The 16,463-nt window shown below is 61.6% G+C and carries 15 protein-coding genes; 6 read left to right on the forward strand and 9 right to left on the reverse strand.

Annotated elements, in window-relative coordinates; genetic code table 11:
* Nucleotides 1-111: 111 nt before the first annotated feature.
* Nucleotides 112-4,998 (reverse strand): nSTAND1 domain-containing NTPase, encoded by a 4,887-nt coding sequence (locus AC1DZP_RS14225; protein ID WP_477303162.1) that lies wholly within the window; start codon nucleotides 4,996-4,998, stop codon nucleotides 112-114.
* Nucleotides 4,999-5,100: 102 nt separating this feature from the next.
* Here AC1DZP_RS14225 and AC1DZP_RS14230 point away from each other — a divergent pair, with 102 nt between their 5' ends.
* Nucleotides 5,101-5,961, forward strand: coding sequence for a DUF1194 domain-containing protein (locus AC1DZP_RS14230; protein ID WP_477303164.1), 861 nt, complete (start codon nucleotides 5,101-5,103; stop codon nucleotides 5,959-5,961).
* Nucleotides 5,962-6,023: 62 nt separating this feature from the next.
* On the opposite strand, the gene AC1DZP_RS14235 is transcribed toward AC1DZP_RS14230, so the two are convergent.
* The 3 genes from AC1DZP_RS14235 to nthA are packed head-to-tail and all read right to left on the reverse strand — an operon-like array spanning nucleotide 6,024 to nucleotide 7,661.
* Nucleotides 6,024-6,389 carry a hypothetical protein gene (locus AC1DZP_RS14235; RefSeq protein ID WP_477303166.1) on the reverse strand — a complete coding sequence of 122 codons (366 nt, stop codon included), beginning with the start codon at nucleotides 6,387-6,389 and terminating at the stop codon, nucleotides 6,024-6,026.
* Nucleotides 6,376-7,014, reverse strand: coding sequence for an SH3-like domain-containing protein (locus tag AC1DZP_RS14240; protein ID WP_477303168.1), 639 nt, complete (start codon nucleotides 7,012-7,014; stop codon nucleotides 6,376-6,378). Before AC1DZP_RS14240 ends, AC1DZP_RS14235 begins: the two co-directional genes overlap by 14 nt.
* Nucleotides 7,014-7,661 (reverse strand): nitrile hydratase subunit alpha, encoded by a 648-nt coding sequence (nthA, locus tag AC1DZP_RS14245; protein WP_477303170.1) that lies wholly within the window; start codon nucleotides 7,659-7,661, stop codon nucleotides 7,014-7,016. Before nthA ends, AC1DZP_RS14240 begins: the two co-directional genes overlap by 1 nt.
* Nucleotides 7,662-8,197: 536 nt before the next feature.
* Between nthA and AC1DZP_RS14250 the strand changes: the two genes are divergently transcribed.
* The 5 genes from AC1DZP_RS14250 (at nucleotide 8,198) to AC1DZP_RS14270 (ending at nucleotide 12,865) form a co-directional block, all read left to right on the forward strand.
* Nucleotides 8,198-8,800: a pyridoxamine 5'-phosphate oxidase family protein gene (locus tag AC1DZP_RS14250; protein ID WP_477303172.1), complete on the forward strand. Its 603-nt coding sequence runs from the start codon at nucleotides 8,198-8,200 to the stop codon at nucleotides 8,798-8,800.
* 226 nt (nucleotides 8,801-9,026) lie between these two features.
* Nucleotides 9,027-9,863, forward strand: a complete 837-nt coding sequence (locus AC1DZP_RS14255; protein WP_477303174.1) for a universal stress protein — start codon at nucleotides 9,027-9,029, stop codon at nucleotides 9,861-9,863.
* 11 nt (nucleotides 9,864-9,874) lie between these two features.
* Complete coding sequence (locus tag AC1DZP_RS14260) at nucleotides 9,875-11,476, forward strand: MBL fold metallo-hydrolase (RefSeq protein ID WP_477303176.1); 1,602 nt, start codon at nucleotides 9,875-9,877, stop codon at nucleotides 11,474-11,476.
* 196 nt (nucleotides 11,477-11,672) lie between these two features.
* Nucleotides 11,673-12,068 (forward strand): hypothetical protein, encoded by a 396-nt coding sequence (locus AC1DZP_RS14265; protein ID WP_477303178.1) that lies wholly within the window; start codon nucleotides 11,673-11,675, stop codon nucleotides 12,066-12,068.
* Between the two features lie 260 nt (nucleotides 12,069-12,328).
* Entirely contained in the window at nucleotides 12,329-12,865 is a 537-nt protein-coding gene (locus AC1DZP_RS14270) for a hypothetical protein (protein ID WP_457152637.1), read from the forward strand.
* Nucleotides 12,866-13,024: 159 nt separating this feature from the next.
* Here AC1DZP_RS14270 and AC1DZP_RS14275 read toward each other — a convergent pair whose 3' ends face one another.
* The 5 genes from AC1DZP_RS14275 to AC1DZP_RS14295 are packed head-to-tail and all read right to left on the reverse strand — an operon-like array spanning nucleotide 13,025 to nucleotide 16,463.
* Complete coding sequence (locus tag AC1DZP_RS14275) at nucleotides 13,025-13,582, reverse strand: hypothetical protein (protein ID WP_457152636.1); 558 nt, start codon at nucleotides 13,580-13,582, stop codon at nucleotides 13,025-13,027.
* Between the two features lie 20 nt (nucleotides 13,583-13,602).
* Nucleotides 13,603-14,196: a L,D-transpeptidase gene (locus AC1DZP_RS14280; protein ID WP_477303180.1), complete on the reverse strand. Its 594-nt coding sequence runs from the start codon at nucleotides 14,194-14,196 to the stop codon at nucleotides 13,603-13,605.
* On the reverse strand, nucleotides 14,177-15,343 hold the full coding sequence (locus AC1DZP_RS14285; protein ID WP_477303534.1) for a CpaE/TadZ family protein: 1,167 nt from the start codon (nucleotides 15,341-15,343) through the stop codon (nucleotides 14,177-14,179). Before AC1DZP_RS14285 ends, AC1DZP_RS14280 begins: the two co-directional genes overlap by 20 nt.
* Nucleotides 15,340-15,978 (reverse strand): TadE/TadG family type IV pilus assembly protein, encoded by a 639-nt coding sequence (locus AC1DZP_RS14290; protein WP_477225484.1) that lies wholly within the window; start codon nucleotides 15,976-15,978, stop codon nucleotides 15,340-15,342. The genes AC1DZP_RS14285 and AC1DZP_RS14290 overlap by 4 nt, the downstream gene beginning before the upstream one ends.
* Nucleotides 15,972-16,463 (reverse strand): TadE/TadG family type IV pilus assembly protein, encoded by a 492-nt coding sequence (locus AC1DZP_RS14295; RefSeq protein ID WP_477303182.1) that lies wholly within the window; start codon nucleotides 16,461-16,463, stop codon nucleotides 15,972-15,974. The genes AC1DZP_RS14290 and AC1DZP_RS14295 overlap by 7 nt, the downstream gene beginning before the upstream one ends.

Consider the following 16,463-nt stretch of genomic DNA (forward strand, 5'->3'; position numbering starts at 1 on the left):
GACGTCAGCTTTCAGGAAGCGGCAAAGCTGGCCTCTACGGTCGAGATGCGGCGTTAAGTTGCCCGTTCCAGCAGCCGGCTCAGGCGGCAAAATCTGACTCCATTGTCGACCTCAGCCCGGACAAGTACCAATTGCAGGGTCTTCAGGAAGGAAGAAGCTTCGCCGCTCGCAAGGGGTGAGTTCGCGAGGCACGGTGCGCCGTGCAAAGTCAATGAGGTCCTTGGGTGTCTGGAAGGCGCGAACGATGCGGACCCTTTCTTCGCCGGAAACAATTGCGACATGGGTGCCGTCGGAACTGAAAGTTGCGCGTGTAAAGCCCAGTAGAACGGTTGCTTCGTCGTGGCTGGCAAGGACGGCAATCTCGCGCCCCGATTGCGTCTCCCATAGCCGGACCGTGCGATCTTTCGAGGACGCGGTTACGACATACAAACCGCTGGGACTGAACTGGGCGCTGTCCACCGCGCCGCTGTGGCCCCTAAGAACGGCCCTTTCCTGTCCGCCAGAGACGCTCCAGATTCGGACGGTTCCATCACGCGAGCCGGTCAGCAGCGACTGACCGTCGGGACTGAAGGAGACCACCGTCACCTCGCCGGTATGTCCCACTAGCGTTCTGACGTTTGCTCCGTCCGAGGTCGACCAAATGCGAGCCGTGTGGTCGAGCGAGCCTGTGGCGACCAGTTGACCGTCCGGGCTGAAGACCGCTGCCGTGATGCGATCCTGATGCCCCACAAGGGCCCTGAGCTCGGTCCCACTAGTCGTCAGGAGGTGGCCCGCATTGTCTTCCCTGGCCGAGAGGACCAGACGTCCGTCGGGGCTAAGAATGGCCTGCGGCAGATTACTGCTTGTATTGATGACGGCCTGCTCGGTGCCGGTCGCCGCGTCCCACAGTTGTGCCGTACCGTCGATCGATGCGGAAACAAGCGATTTGCCATCGCGACCAAACTGGATCTGGATCAGTCCGCCATGGGATCGGAACTGGGCGGTCTCGAATCCCCCGGCCACATCCCAGATTCGGACCTGGCCCCCAAGAGATGCCATAGCGACGCGCCTTCCATCGGGACTGAACGTCGCGCGTTGAACGATCTCATGGGTATCGAGCCGGATTATCTCGCGCCCGCTTATAACATCCCAAAGATGCGCCGCGCTGTCGCCGCCACCGGTCAGCAGATGGACATTGTCGGGACTGAAGACCGCGAAAGTCGGCCTGTATTCATGTGAGAGCGCGGTCGTCAGGGCGCCGTCGACATCCCACAGCCGAGCGGTGCCATCGTGTGAAGCAGTGAGAAGAATGTTGCTGTCAACCGGGCTGAATTCCAGATGCTCGACCAAAGATTCATGACCGGCGATGGTCGTCACCAACGAGGCGCGTTCAGCGTCCCAGATGCGGATCGGCCCATTGATCGAGGCGGTCGCCAGGAAGCGGTCGTCCGGGGTGAAAGCACCGTTCATCTCCACATCGCGTTCATCTGTGTCGATGTCTGGCTTCAACCCCGAAACCTCCTGGCCGAGCAGGTCATCCAGCGTTCCCAACGCTCCATCCCAAATCCGGGCAGTGCCATCGAGGGATACCGTGGCGATTCGCTGACCCCCGTGACTGAAAATCACGCCGTTCAATTGCGTGTCGCTCTTGCTGCCGGCCAACTTTGCGATCTCCGTTCCTTTCGACAAATCGAAAAGGCTGGACGTGTCGCGGTGTGAATGCCAACCCCACGGGCCGGCCAGTATGCGGCTTCCGTCCGGGCTGAACGCCAGGCTGTAGGGCCAGGAGGTCACTCGGATTGACTGCGTCAGCGCGCCGTCTGCGGCATTCCAGATCGAAACAAAATGCTTGCCTGCCGTCGCGAAGCTGCGGCCGTCTGAACTGAAAGCAGCACGCGTATATGCGTCGCTTCTTACACCTAGCACTTTCTTTCCGGTCCGAGCATCCCAGAGCGTTGCATCGCTGTTCTCCCCCGCCGTCAGCACCCGGGTGCCATCCGGGCTGAAGATTGCCGTCGGATAATTGCCTACCGGCCGCAGGATGAAGAGCTGTTCTCCCGAGACGGCGTTCCAGAGGCGTGCAGTGCCGTCCCTCGCGGCCGTCAGGATACGGCTTCCGTCCGGGCTGAATTCAGCCCTCTCCAAGGCCTCTTCATGACCTTTCAGAACTTCAGTTTCGGCACCGCTGGAGATGTCCCAGACGCCTGCGGTTTTGTCGTAGGACGCGGTGACGATGCGATCGCCGGTCGGATTGAATGCCGCATACGTCACGCCGGCGCCATGCCGGAAGATTTTGATCTGTTGGTGCGCCAGCAGAGCCTTGTAGAGGGCTGCCTCCGCCTCGAAGAGATATGGCCGCTCGGACTGGTCTTTCGAGGGCAGTGCTTCAAGCGCCAACAGGATCGCAGCCTCGGTGTTGCCTCTTGCCGTGGACTGCTCCGAAAGGAACGAGAGCGAAAGAGACTGGTTGCGCAGCGCCTGGTCTCGTTGCCACCTTGCCTCCTCCTGCGCCCTGAAGGCGACCAGTGCGCCTGCGCCTGCCATGAGAGCGAGCATTATCGCCACAATCGCGGCATTGCGCGTACGTCCGGCTAGCCGGTTTGCCGCGGCAGCCGCGAGGCTCCGGCGCTCGGCCTCGCGCTCCAGGCGTTCGCGTTTTGCCTCTTGGGCGGCCTCGATCAGTGCCAGCTCTGCCTGCCGGTCCTTCTCCTCTCTCTGCTGATGGGCGCGCAAAGACGCCTCGATGTATTCAAGGACGTCATCGTCGACCTCCTCCCGTCTTGACAGCATCAGCTCTTCACCCTCTGCGAGACGTTTGCCGGACGGAAGGAGAAGCTCTCGATTCCTGTTCTCCAGGTGCCAACGGTGAGCGTCGGCCCTGAGGCGGTCGCGCGTCTCGAGGAAGTTCCGGTTTGCATTCACAATGTCACTGGCGCGCGGCCAACGGCTCAACAGTGCTTCATGTGCAACGCGGACGAAGACATGCCCTCCGGCGTCCTCGTCGCTGACGAGGAGCCGTGCGTCGATCAGGGCCGTGACGAGGGCCGATCGCGCGGGAGTGCCTGCAATTTCGGTGAATAGGGCCGGACGTGCCGTGACCGTTTCATCGCCAGGACTTGCCGTGGTGAGAGCGCGCAGCACCGCGGGTAAGGCCTCCTGGATGTTGGGCGCCAGCAAGTCCACGACTTCATCGGCGCGGCGCGCGATTGCGCCTTCGAGCCCGCCGAGCGCGCGATAATGCGCAAAGGTGAGAACTCGGCGCTCGCGGCCCGCCTGGTACAATGCGTCGAGCACAAACTCGAGAAGCGGCAATGATCCGGGATCGGCAGCTGCTGCCTCCTGCAGGACATCATCGAGCCGCCCCAACTCGGCACTCTCCTCAAAGCGGAGTCCGGCGACGCCCGCCGGTTCGCGGATGATCTGCCCGATCTCTGGGCCAGTCGGCGGCAGGAGTTCGTAGCTGGAGAGGCCGTCCTTGAGCGCTGAGAAACCCTGGACCTCTCCGCAGCGGTGAAAAAAGTCCGAACGGATCGCCGCTATCACCCAGACCAGTCCGCTCGCGGCCAGCACCGCCATGAAACGCACAAGGGCCTCGCGCGTCGCCGGCTGCCTCTCGGTCGTGAACAGCTCCTCCAGCTGATCGATGGCGACAAGCAATCTGATCTGCGAGCGGGCCGGCCCGGCGGCCTTGCCAAGTGCCTGTCGGACCATCGCCAGTGCCCGATCCGGCGTGCTCCTGCAGAGCCGAGCAAACTCCGCGGCTGTTACTTCGGAGGCCAGCTCCGGCACAGCAGTTTCGCGAAGCAGTGCCGCAGCCAGCACAGCGAATGCATCCGGTCCTTCGGAGAGGCGGATCAGGCAGCGGCGCCACAAGGATATGCCTGCTACGGCTCCAGGCTGTGTCAATGACGGCAGCAGGCCAGCGCGCAGGAGCGAAGACTTGCCGCAACCGCTCATTCCGTAAATGAGAAGGAATGCCGTGCCGCTAGCTGCCTGCCGCTCCAGTCTTGCAATGCAGGCGGCAATCGCCCGCGCTCGGCCGAAGAAGAGATCGGCATCTTCGAATTCGAAGGCATCGAGACCACGAAATGGTGACCTGACCGGTTCCTCCGCAGCAAGGGGTACGCGGAAGATGCGCAAGGCACGTGCGACGTCCTTCAGCTTGTGCTCGCCGAGATCGATGAATTCCAGCGAGAGCCGGTCTTGAGCCTGGGCCTGGACCGCTTCCGTGACGCAAATCCCGCCCGGTCGTGACAACGTTTGCAGATGAGCGGCGATCTCGACGGCCTCGCCCGCGAGGTGGTCGCCCTCGGCGACGACATAACCCAGGTGAACGCCGATGCGGAAGCGCAGGCGCTTTGCCTCGGGAACTTCGCGGTTCCGCCTATCGACCTCATGCTGGATCTCGCCCGCACACCGCATCGCCTCGACAGGGCCGGCAAACTCCGCGACCACGCTCTCTTCGGCGCTCCAGAACACACCGCCTGCATGTTGAACCAGCAGCCGATCGATGATCTGCTTGTATGCCCGGAAAGTTGCAGCGGAGATCGGCTCATCCATGCCTGTCAGCCGGCCCCCGGCGGCCACTTCGGCGGCCAGGATGGTGGCCATTCTCGGTGCGGCATTTGAGGGAAGGACCAGCCTGTATCCGCGCCTCGGAACCGTCTGCACGACGGCCTGCCGATTGTCGTTGAGCGCCGCACGGATCTCGTGAATGCATTGCACCAGGCTGTCGTCGGTCACGGCTATGCCGTTCCAGACTGCCTTCATCAGGTCGTCCTTGGTGATGACGCGATCAGCGTTCTCCAGAAGGTGACGAAGCACCGCGAAGGTCTGGTGGCGAAGTGCGATTGTCCTGTTGGACTTGTCGCGCAAGGTCTCGCTGCTCAGATCGGCGGTAATGCCGTTGAGTACGAACGTCGTGGGCGGCGAGCTATTCAAGCCGGTTCCCTCACGCACGAAGCCGCAGTCCAATTCTTCGATCTTAGCACGGTTCGCGCTGCGAAGAGTCATCGCCATCCAGACCGGCGGGGAGCGCAGATTTCGGCAAATGATCGGAAGCCGTTCGTGACCAAAGAGACGCCTCGGACCGACAATTGCATTGTCAGCGGGAGGCTCGCCATGGACTACTTGGTGCGGATTGCTCGATCTGCCGGAGCAAGACCGGTGCCACGGCTCACGGGCCTCTGCCTGCTCAGTCTGTTCTTCGCGATGGCGTCACAGGCTCACTCGACCGACCGTCGCGCAGACGACCTGACCGAAGTCGATCTGCAATTGATCCTTGCCGTGGACGTCTCGCCCTCGATGAGCAAGGTTGAGCAAAGAGTGCAACGCGACGGCTACGTCGATGCTTTCCGCCACACGGACATCGCCAGGGCAATCAAGTCGGGAGAGCGGGGCAGGATCGCAGTGCTTTATCTGGAGTGGGCCGGCCCACGTCAGCAAACAGTCATTGTGCCGTGGACAATTGTCGAAAGCCTCGACGATGTTCTGACTTTGGCAGACAGGCTTGCGGCGCTGCCGCTGACTGAAGGCCGCGGAACGTCGATTTCCGGCGCATTGTCGGCCGCGAATGATCAGTTCGCGAAGAGTGGCTTGCGCAGCCCGCGCAGGGTTATTGACGTATCCGGCGACGGACCCAACAATGCCGGAGCACTCCTTGACCCCATCCGGCAGGTTCTTCTTGCGGAAGGCGTGACGACCAACGGGCTGCCTATCGCAATGCCCCGCATTGGCGAGGCCGACGGGTTTGCGATGTACGACCGTTCCAACCTCCAATCCTATTTCGAGCGCTGTGTCATTGGCGGGCCAGACGCATTTACAATCGGCGTCACCGAGGCCGCTATGTTCGCGACTGCAGTTCGTCGAAAGCTGGTGCGTGAAATCTCCATGAACATGGGTCAGGTGATCCACGCCAGCTACACCGTGCGTTCAGACCGCACGGTCGATTGCAACGGGATCGCTCAGGTGCCGGGCCGGTAGCGATAGGCGATTGGGTGGCCGCGTTGCAAAGGGTGGGCAGCAACACGCACCGCTGCCTACAGTCAAATTGAATCTGCTTGCGGACCCAGGGCCACTGGCTTGCCATGCGGTGTATTCAGGTAGGCGTTTCGCCAATCCTGTTGGCGTCTGTCCACCTCGGCCCGTGGTGCGAACTGGCTCTTGTCCAATATCTGCTCCAGAGCGCTGAGAAAGGCCCCGTAATAGATCGCGTCGGGGTCAATGGCAGTATCGGCCGCCCGTAGATCGAGCTCGGCGCCCAGGGTCTGAGACCAATCCTCGGCTTCGATCTTTCCGTCGGCGATGAGCAGGTCGACCAGCGCAATGACCTGAGCGTGCCATTGCTCGGAGAAGACAGGTTCGCCATCGCGATGGCGCCGTGCGCGACGGGCAATCTCAGGCCGGCTCAAGATAGCTGTCCCACATGTCGATCTGCAGGCTGTCTGCGCTGTCGCCGGCTTCAGGCCAAAGATCCGACATGCGAAACCGCACGACGTATGTCTGCTCGCGCCGTATCGTGCCGACAGCTTTCTCGTCGGGCAAAGGCTGTGGTCCGTTCACGCTGTCGACAACCCCGGGCCGGCCGCGGACATACCCAGCCAGCCGCGTGTGCATTGTGGCGACGTCGCGCCGTGCCACAATCTTGTCGCCAGCCTTGAACCTTGCCTCTGTGGGCGGGACCTCGACCGCAGGCCTGGGCGACTCGTATTCGAAGGTTCGACTTGAGGCCATGCCATCGAAGAACTCCTGAACGCCCGCGACGCCTTCATCCACAGACGTGACCATCATGGCCAGAATCCACTTCTCGAAATAGTCGAGGCCGAGGTAGGCGTCCGGGGGAAGCCTTTCCAAGACGTGGCGATACCAATCGAGCGTCCAGCCCGTGCGATCCGTCGTCAACTTTTTCATCGACATCATGGCGATCGCCCATGTGCGCGCCTTCCATTCATCGGAAAACAGAGGCGAGTCATCTTCTGCGACGTTCGGGATCGGTCTGAACCCTTGTCTGCCGCCGAGGTCGTGAACCGTATCCATCACCCCTCCTCCTGCTTTGGCGACAGATCCCTCATCGTCCCGATCATTGCATTGCGCGTCACGAGGTCGGCGAGGTCCTCTTCGGTCCAGCCGTCCGTCCCTTCTGGGCGCTCCGGGACCACCATGTACCGCCGGTCTGAAGTCGAGTCCCACACCGTGACCTGAACCTTGTCCGGCAGGTCGGTTCCGAATTCGGCGAGAACGCCACGCGGATCGCGGACCACTCGCGCCCGGTACTCGGTCGACTTGTACCAAGATGGAGACATTCCCAAGATTCCAACTGGATAGCAGGAACACAAGGTACAGACGACAACGTTGTGGATCTCCGGCGTGTTGAACACTGCGACAAGGGGGTAATCCTTCCTGACGCTTGGGACGATTTCCGAAAACGCCTCAGCCGCATGTTTCGCCAGGCGTTCGGCGAACTTGGGATCAGTCCACGCCCGCGCGATGACCTTGGCTCCATTCATCGGACCTACGTTTTCCGAGTAGTCGTCGAGCCACTTGTCCACGGCGTCGGCCGCCAGAAAGCCTTTCTCGACCAGAACCGTCTCCAGTGCTCTCAGGCGAAGCGCCGGTTCAGGCGGAAGATGGCTGTGCAATTCCCGATGAAGTTTGGCAACCTTGTCGGAATCGTATGAACTCATTGATGCCCTCCCTGAGTATCATTCTTCGCACCGCGCTGGGTTGGATTTTTAGGGTTGCGTGGCTAACTCCCTGCCGACCATCAATGACCAGTTTATTGGAGCGGTGCACTCGAGTCATTGACTTTCTGACCTTACGTCAGCTTAGAGGTCGAAGCCGATGTCTTGCAGTCTTGAGGCCCCTGCATGCGGCGACCGGACCGGGCGCCCACTAGGGCACGCGCCAGGCGCGACACCATTGCGGTTCGACACTCCGATATGATCGGCCCTTGATATCGTGTAAAACGATCGAGGTCCTCAGTGCTTCCGGAATGAGACGATGCGCCCGGCCAAGATCCGACATTCGAGAAGTGATGGCGAGGATCGCGTACCGAGCGATGGGCATGAGCTCGCGCGATCTGGTGCTCGTGCCTGGCTTTCTCTCGCGATTGCATCGCAGGCAGCCCATGCTACCGGCGGCGAGGGCCTCGCGCCTGTCGTACGACTTGCCGCATCACTCAGGATCGGACCATCACCCGAGTTGTGAAGGAGGAACGTCCATGACCGGCGAAGCATTCTACCACGAAGGCAATCGCTCTCTGCAGGACCGCTTCGAGAGCCGGCGCATCGCTGACCGCCTGGCAGAGATGGCACGGACGGCCTTCACCGACGAGGATAAGGCGTTCATCGAGAATGCGATTTACTTCTTTCTTGCCACGGTCGACGCCGAGGGACGGCCAGATTGCTCGTTCAAGGGCGGCCCCGCCGGCTTCGTGCGTGTCATTGGGCCATCGGAGCTGGCGTTCCCGGATTATGACGGCAACGGCATGTTCAGGAGCCTCGGCAACCTCGACGTCAATCCGAACGTCGCGCTGTTGTTCATCGCCATGCACGGCACGCCGCGCCGCCTGCGCGTTAACGGCGCCGCCCGAATCGACCGAGACGATCCGCTAACAGGCAGGACGGTCGGCGCACAGATGATGGTACGCGTGGAGGCGCGCGTGATCTTCCCGAACTGTCCGCGCTACATCCCGACGATGCAGCTCAGCGAGCCGTCGCCCTTCACGCCCATGCCGGGCTGCGATCTGATCGAACCTGCCTGGAAGGGCTTCGACGCCTTCAAGGACGACATCCATCCGCGCCAGCCGACATGGAAAGGCTGATCGACGGCAATCACGCTGTCACCCCAAAACCCGCGAAGCGCCAAGATAGGCAGTGACGCGGCCCTCCAAGTCAACTCCATCTCGCGGCGCTAGCTGGGCTCAGCTTGGCCGACCCTGCTGCTCAGTATTTGAAGGATCGCATTTGCGCTGGGTCAAAGCTCGTCTCATCCATCGTGACTACAAGATGGTGATGGCAGTTGGCCGTTCGACCATGGAGACGATTCCAATGAAGCTGATGGCATCCCTGTCCTTGGCGACTTATCCAGACGCGAACTCCTCGAAAATCGCGGCGAACTCGGTCGCCCTCGTCAAGCAGATCGACGCATCGCTTGATGCTGTTGCCATCAATGTCGACATTCCCGACGTTTCGAACGCGCTATCGAGCTACCTGCTTGATCTTCCGAGCAAGATACGAGAGGTCGAGGCGACCAGCCGCACGTGCGGCAGTGTTCTGCTAGAGGCCATTACGCAAGAAGCGGCACATAGCGGTGTGACCCACACGACGCAGGGGCTGAGCGCACCACCGGCGCTGATGGGCGAGGTTGCCGCAAACCACTCCCGCTATTTCGATATCTGTCTGGTCGGCTGGGCGCCGGCCAACCAGACGGCGCGGATGATAGCCGAGGCAATATTGTTCAGTTCGGGTCGACCGACCCTGCTTCTTCCCGACTCCACTGACGTCGGGGTTCTTGGACATGTCGTTATCGCCTGGGACGGCAGCCGAGTCGCCGCCCGGGCCGTTGCCGACGCAAAGGCGTTTCTCGAACGTGCCTCGATGGTCACTGTTGTGACCGTGACTGATGAAAAACCGCTTCCGGGACAGGACATCGGCGAACGCCTTGCGCAGGGCCTGAGGACGCGTGGCCTGGTGGCCGAGGCCGCCTCTATTCAAGCGGGGAAACGTTCAATCGGAACTGCCCTACAGGAACACGCTCTCAAGGTCGGCGGCAACCTGCTTGTCATGGGCGGATACGGGCATTCCCGCGTCAGGGACTTCGTGCTCGGCGGAGCCACCGAGGGCATTCTCGCGGATATGCGCCTGCCCGTTCTCCTGTCGCATTAGGTCGTCGCGAGATGAGAGGCGAGGCGGATCCAGTCCTGCGCTTCCACGGCGCGGCCCATGGCGTCACCGGCTCATGTTATGAGATCGAGACGCCGCATTCGCGCATCCTCATCGACTGCGGCCTGTTCCAAGGTTCCAAGTCCGAGAGGGAACTGAACTATGGTGCGTTCCCGTTTCCACCGGACGCGATTGACGCTGTCATCCTGACCCATGCGCATATCGACCACAGTGGCCTTTTGCCGAAACTGGTCAAACAGGGCTTTTCCGGTCCGATCCATACGACCCGTGCCACCATTGATCTCTGCTCGGTCATGCTGCCGGACGCGGCGCATATCCAGGAGATGGAGGTCGAGCACCTGAACCGTCGCAATGCGCAGCGCGGGCGCCCGCCCGTCGAGCCGATCTACGGTCAGCAGGATGCCGCCGCGTGCATGACATTGTTTCGGGCTTCGGAATATGGCGAATGGACCACCGTCGCCGAAGGCGTTCGCACCCGCTTCTGGAACGCGGGCCACCTGCTTGGTTCGGCGTCGGTAGAGCTCGAGATCGACCGACATGATGTGCCGCTGAGCATCGTGTTTTCGGGCGACATCGGCCCAGGCCACAAGCTGCTTCAGACCGATCCCGAGGGGCCGGCCGACGTCGACTATCTGATCTGCGAATCGACTTATGGCGACCGGGACCGCCCGGACGTTTCGCCCGAACGGCGGCGATCTCAGCTCGGTGACGTCGTGCGCGGCGCCGCCAAGGCCGGCGGCCCCCTCATTATTCCGTCCTTCGCCGTCGAGAGGACGCAAGAACTGCTGATCGACCTGTATCTGCTCATGAAAGCCGGGGAGGTGCCATCAGCCCTGGTTTTTGTTGACTCGCCGCTGGCGACGCGCGCCAGCGCGATTTTCGACCGGCATGCCGACGAGATCGAACAGGGCAACGTGCTGCGCCAGGCCCTCGGTTCAAAAGAGTTGCGCTTCACCGAGACAGTGGAGCAAAGCAAGGCGATCAATCGCCTGAGTGGCTTCTTCGTGGTGATTGCAGCCAGTGGCATGTGCGACGCGGGGCGTATCCGCCATCATCTCAAGGCCAATCTCTGGCGCAGGAACGCCACGGTGATGATGGCCGGATATCAGGCCCAGGGGTCGCTCGGGAGGATCCTGCTAGACGGCGCGCAGCGCGTGCGCATCCAGGGTGAGGAAGTAGAGGTCAAGGCCCGTATCAGCCTGTTCGACCTTTATTCCGGACATGCCGATGCCAGTGAACTGGTCGCCTGGATCAGGGCCCGAACTCCTGTGAAGCAGCRGGTGTTCTTGACGCATGGAGAGGAGGCTGGACTCGGCGGCCTGCGTAGAAGGCTTGCAGGACTGATACCCGACGACAAGATCATCATCCCGAGGCTGGACGATGCTTTCCAATTGACTCCCGGTCGCAGTTTGCCGGTCGAGGTCAACGAGCCCCGCCGTTTGAAGCCGGAAAAGATTGCCCGCCTCGACTGGCACAATGACCTTTCAAAGCTTCTCCTGGACGTAAACGAGGCTGTTAGCGCCGCGACCGACGAACGGGGTCGAGCCGCAGTGATCAGGCGCATGCGCAGGGCGCTCGAGGACAAGGACGTGTAGGGGCCGGCCTTCTTGGTAACTGCTCCCCAGCAGCGGCGCCTTTGTCCTCATAGAGGCCGGGCTGCTCGAGCGGGCGCCGCGGGAAGGTGTGATTTCCCGACCTTGAAGCGGAAGAAGATCGCATCGTCTACGGCGAGCGATACCTTGAAGATCGTCACCATTTGACGATGCCGACGCCGGCGATATTGTGAACCGCATGACCGACCAGCCCAACCGCCCGGACGACTATCCCGATCGCCAGATCGATCGCCAGCAGGAAGCAGGCTTTGAGCGCAGAGTTCCCTTGCCCGCTGGCTACCGACAAGGTGTCATCTCCGCGATCACCGTGTTGCTCGGATTTTCGCTTCTGTTCCTGCGGTACTGGAATTTCGAAGTCGAGGGCGGATGGACGTTTGCCTCCATCCTGGCGACGCTGCTGCTGGCACTGGCCATCGTCCTTCAGTTCGTTGCGCTGTGGCGGTCGTTGCTCCCACGAGACGACGACGAGCCGGTTTATCAGGTCACGCTGCGCTGGTTCCTCGCCTCGATCATCGCGCTCCTTGCGGGTGTGCTCCTCGCCGGGCTGACGGCTTCGCACGTCTTCAATCTTTGATCGATTCCCGGCCGCTCGACTGTCCGCGTTGCGCAGATCAGCACGCTCGCATCTGGGAAGTCCTTGGGTCTTCTGAGATCTGGCGATAGCCCCGCCGCCCTCCAGCCTGGCGCCTATTTCGCCTCGGGCGGTTCCCCCCGAGCCCGAACTTCCCGTAGATCGGGCGGCCCTCGCTGCGGGTCGGCGCTTCGTGGCGGCGAGAGATGTTAAGCCTTGCGCAATCTTCGCGGTCTATCTTAACTTGCAGATTGTGAGGGAACATGAAACGCAAGCCGCTTCTGCTTTTTGCCTTCCCGTTTCTCATTCTTGCGATCCTGGCAGGGGAACGCATGGCAGCCTTCTTGCTGGGAATCTATCCAGCCAGCCCTACCGCATGGTGGGTATGGCTTGAACTGCGCCCCTTGTCGACGATGCTTTGGCAGCAGGTCAACGCCTATCTGGGTGGCTCGATGGCTGCCGACGCCGCCATCCTTGGCGCCGCATCGATCGTCTGCTGGATGGCGTGCCAGACCCGGAGGTCGGCCTTCTTCTTCCTAACGAACCACGTCGCCCTGCTCTTCGCCGGGCTGATGATCGCGGTCGGCAGCCACTCGGAAACGGCGAGCACGATCGCCGCCTTCACGACGCCCCGGGGTCTTCCGTTCGCGCTGGCGATGGATTTCACCTTGAAGAACAGCCTGGTGCTGCTTTTGGGCGCTGCGGCCTGTGTGTACTGCCACGTCGTCTTCCTCAACGAAGCGCGGGCGCGGTTTGAAGCCCGGACCTCCCGCATCATGGCCCTGCAGCGCGATCTCTGAGCAATCCCGCGATCTCTACAGCAATTCCGGGAAAAATGTGAAACGGGTTTCCGGGAAAAGCGCGTAGCGCGTTCCCTTGGGGAGTCGCGTCAGAACTAAAGAGTTGGAGCGGGCGGCATTCGCCACCAGTGCCCTGCCAAAATCCATACCCTACGAGGTCTAATTGATCCTCTTGTAATAGACCTTGCCGTCAGGCTGCTGGATGCGCTGGTAGTTGGAGCTTGGGGGAGGGGGCGACGCCGGTGCGGCCCTCTTCCTGGGCGTGATACTGGGTTCGCTCGCGCTCGCGCCTTCGAGAGCTTCGGGCGCTTCCGCCAGCGTGCTGGTGGTCATCTCCGGCGGCTCCACCGCACCCGGCGTGGCCTCGTCGCCGGCGATCGGCCTAGTCAGTGCCAGCTGGGCAACGTTGCTATTGATCTCGTTGAAGCTGCCTTGCAGTTGGCTGTCCAGTTTCTCGAACCGGCTCTGGAAGCCGTTGTTGACCGTGTCGAGCCGTGCCGCGATCCGCTGCTCGAACGCCCCGAGCTGCTCCAGCCGCGCTTCGACGAAACGCAAGTCGTTCATGCCGCGATAGAGATAGATCGCGGCCGCCATGTTGACCACGGTGAGGAGCAAGCCGCCGCTGGCGATGAGAATGCCGATCGTCTTTATCTTGCTCGGTTTCTCGATGGCGTCCTGTTCGCGCGGTTCCTGGTTTCCGATATCGATCGCCGGCATGTCCGGTTCGCTGAGCATCGTCATTGGACCACCACCTTCGCGCCGACCGCGACGCGCTTGAAAAGATCGATCACATCGGTGTTTGTAAGCCGAAAACATCCCGATGTCCCGTCGAACCCGACACCGGACGGATCATTGGTGCCGTGTATCCGGTAGAGTGTGTCGCGACCGTCACGAAGCAGGTAGAGCGCCCTTGCGCCAAGAGGATTGTAGGGCCCGGCGGGCACCATTTTCGGCAACTCCGGCTGGCGGGTCCGCATTTCCTGCGGCGGGCGCCACTCCGGCCATTCGGTCTTGGCCCCCACCTTGACGACGCCTGTCCAGCCAAACCCGTCGCGTCCGACGCTGATCTGGTAGCGTAGCGCCTGGCCTTGGCGGGTCACCAGGTAAAGCGCTTTCTCGTTCTTGCGGATGATGATCGTTCCTGGCTGCTCGGTGGTTGCGAAGGCAACCGTCTTGCGCAGGCTGGGGCCCATTGCCGGCAGCGGCGGCCGATCAGAAAGGCTCGATCTCGCCTGGGCGAAGTCTTGGACTGGTAGCGCCAACACCACGCCCAGCAGGCTGGCGTAGGCCAACCCCTGGGCGATCCGGTAGCTAGCGTGCAGCAGCGTCATCGAGCCGCTCTTTGAACATCCGCTTCAGGTCCTTGTTGAAGCGCGCCCGCCCATCGACTTCGGAAGGCAGGATCGCACGATTCAGGGCATCGGTCAGCAACGCATTGTCCAGCGCGACCGACTTGATGTGCGGTGCCTTGAAGATCTTCTCGAGCTCACTGCGCGAGAAGTGGTTGCCGAACCATTTGCGCTTGTGCTTGTTGGCGACCAGCGTGATGTTGACCGCATTGCCGCGCAGTTCGCGGATCTTCTTGTAGAGCCGTTTGCCTTGCCGCAGCGAAGCGACATTGAGTTCGAAGACGATGAAGATCTCGTCGCTGGTCGACAGCACGGAGTTATGCCAGGGCGTCTCGATGTTCGGCAGGTCGATGACGATGTCGTCGAAACGGTAGGCGACGAGGTCCAGCAGCCGGAACACGAAATCGCTGCCGTGCGGCTCGAAAGGCAGTTGCGGCCTTTCGAAGGCATACATGGTGAGGCCGGACGGGCGCGACAGCTTGATGACATCCATCAGTTCGACATCGAGCCGTTCCGGCTGGCCGATGATGCCGGCGAGGTCGAACTGGTTGAACAGGTTGAGATAGGCGCCGCAATTGGCGCTTTGGAAATCGAGATCGACCAGGCAGGTGGAAGCCGCGCGTTCGGCCGATTTCGAGGCCAGGTATTCGGCCGCCGACAAAGCGAGTGTCGTCCCACCGGCGCCGCCGCTGGCGCTGATGAAGGTGATGATCCGGCTTTTCGTTCCCTGGTTGCCGGTGTCGTGGAAGGTCACCGCGTTGAGCAGTTCCTTGGCATCGAGCGGCTTGTGCAGCCAGTCGGACGCGTTCATGCGCACCAGCACCCGCGTCTGCTCCGACGTCAATTCGCCGGAAACTGCGATCAGCGGCACGGTTGCCCACTTGGACCGCGCCTCGACGATACCTGCCTGGCCGAGCACCTCGCCATTGGCAAGGTCGAGGATGACGATGCCGGGACGCGTGTCGGCGGGCGGCCCCTTGAGGAAGTCGGCGGTCTCGGAAACCCTGACATCGTAGATCGCCAGCGCCTCGAGCCGCGTCGCCACCTCGCGCTTGAAGTTCGGATCCGACGAGAACAGCGCCACCTGCTTGCGCTTGGTCGGTGTAACCTTGGTGTTGATGGCATTCATGGCGTCCACGTGCTCTTCATGTCTTCGCCCGTGACCGTGCTCAGCATGGAGGGCATGGTGATGGTTCCGAATCCGAGCAATCCGGCCAGGAAAAAGAACTGAAAGGGATGGTCGGTGATGCTGACCGTAATGGTCGGCACCGGCCCCTCAGGGCGCGTCCAATATCCGAGTCCTGACGCCTGATATTGTATCCTGACCTCGGACTTCACCAAGGTTGGCAGGAACCTCTGCATTCCGGCCCGGTTGCCGTTGCCGCTGAAAATGAAATCAAAGGCGGCCTGGCTCGCATTCAGGTTCTGGCACGTAGCGCCTGCGCCACAAGTGCAAGAGACGGTTCCAGCGGCATTGGCCGTGCAGATATAGTTGTAGGTGTTTGCGGGCACCGCGGTACCGACTTTAGTGACATCGCTCTGCGTCAACGTCTCAAGCAAAAGCCCGCTGGCGACAGGTGCAGAGATCTCTGCCAGTCTTGCGCCGGCCTGCACCGCTTTGTTCCCGGCGTTCCACTGGAAAAAGGCGTAGCCGAAGTCGACAAAACCCAGCAGCAGCGTCAGCAGCAATGGCAGAGCGATGGCCATTTCGACCATCGTGGCGCCCGACTGCTCGGCGCGGAACCTTCGGTTTTCCATCACCATCCGAAGACGCGCTCCTGATGCGATACGTTGATGTTGAGGGTTCCAAGGCCCAGGTAATCCCAGAACACGATGCCGTTGTATGGCAACTCGGTGCTGACCTGCACGACGTTCACCGTGCCGGTGCTACTGAGATAAAGCACGTTGCCGCTGCCATCGACCGCTGGGGTGGAAACAGGCTTGGTGATCAAGACTTGACCCGGGGTCCATCCCGGAACTCTTGCGCTGCCGCCAGCGATCGCCCCATTTGCCGCAAGGTTTTGTGCCAGGCCCTGGCAAGTAACCCAATCGCCACTGCATCGCGCCATATAGCGCGCAGCATCTTCGACGCCTGCTTCAAGCAGGAGACGCGTGTTCAGAACGTTCGAGAACTCGAACACGCCGGCCGACAATAGCAATACGAGTGGTATAGTGATCGCGACTTCCACCAGGGCGGCGCCGCTTTCGTCGCCTTGGAACCGCCGGACGATTTTGCCGAACCTGGTCAT

Source organism: Mesorhizobium sp. P2_F8 (assembly GCF_056403655.1).

Bases quoted from the DNA above. Each gene is read 5' to 3' on its own strand.
- AC1DZP_RS14240 (WP_477303168.1), bottom strand. From the start codon at position 7,014: ATGGATACGGTTCACGACCTCGGCGGCAGACAAGGGTTCAGACCGATC.
- AC1DZP_RS14270 (WP_457152637.1), top strand. From the start codon at position 12,329: ATGAAACGCAAGCCGCTTCTGCTTTTTGCCTTCCCGTTTCTCATTCTT.
- AC1DZP_RS14295 (WP_477303182.1), bottom strand. From the start codon at position 16,463: ATGACCAGGTTCGGCAAAATCGTCCGGCGGTTCCAAGGCGACGAAAGC.
- AC1DZP_RS14230 (WP_477303164.1), top strand. From the start codon at position 5,101: ATGGACTACTTGGTGCGGATTGCTCGATCTGCCGGAGCAAGACCGGTG.
- AC1DZP_RS14255 (WP_477303174.1), top strand. From the start codon at position 9,027: ATGAAGCTGATGGCATCCCTGTCCTTGGCGACTTATCCAGACGCGAAC.
- nthA (WP_477303170.1), bottom strand. From the start codon at position 7,661: ATGAGTTCATACGATTCCGACAAGGTTGCCAAACTTCATCGGGAATTG.
- AC1DZP_RS14265 (WP_477303178.1), top strand. From the start codon at position 11,673: ATGACCGACCAGCCCAACCGCCCGGACGACTATCCCGATCGCCAGATC.
- AC1DZP_RS14225 (WP_477303162.1), bottom strand. From the start codon at position 4,998: ATGGCGATGACTCTTCGCAGCGCGAACCGTGCTAAGATCGAAGAATTG.
- AC1DZP_RS14290 (WP_477225484.1), bottom strand. From the start codon at position 15,978: ATGGTGATGGAAAACCGAAGGTTCCGCGCCGAGCAGTCGGGCGCCACG.
- AC1DZP_RS14280 (WP_477303180.1), bottom strand. From the start codon at position 14,196: ATGACGCTGCTGCACGCTAGCTACCGGATCGCCCAGGGGTTGGCCTAC.
- AC1DZP_RS14285 (WP_477303534.1), bottom strand. From the start codon at position 15,343: ATGAATGCCATCAACACCAAGGTTACACCGACCAAGCGCAAGCAGGTG.
- AC1DZP_RS14250 (WP_477303172.1), top strand. From the start codon at position 8,198: ATGACCGGCGAAGCATTCTACCACGAAGGCAATCGCTCTCTGCAGGAC.
- AC1DZP_RS14275 (WP_457152636.1), bottom strand. From the start codon at position 13,582: ATGCCGGCGATCGATATCGGAAACCAGGAACCGCGCGAACAGGACGCC.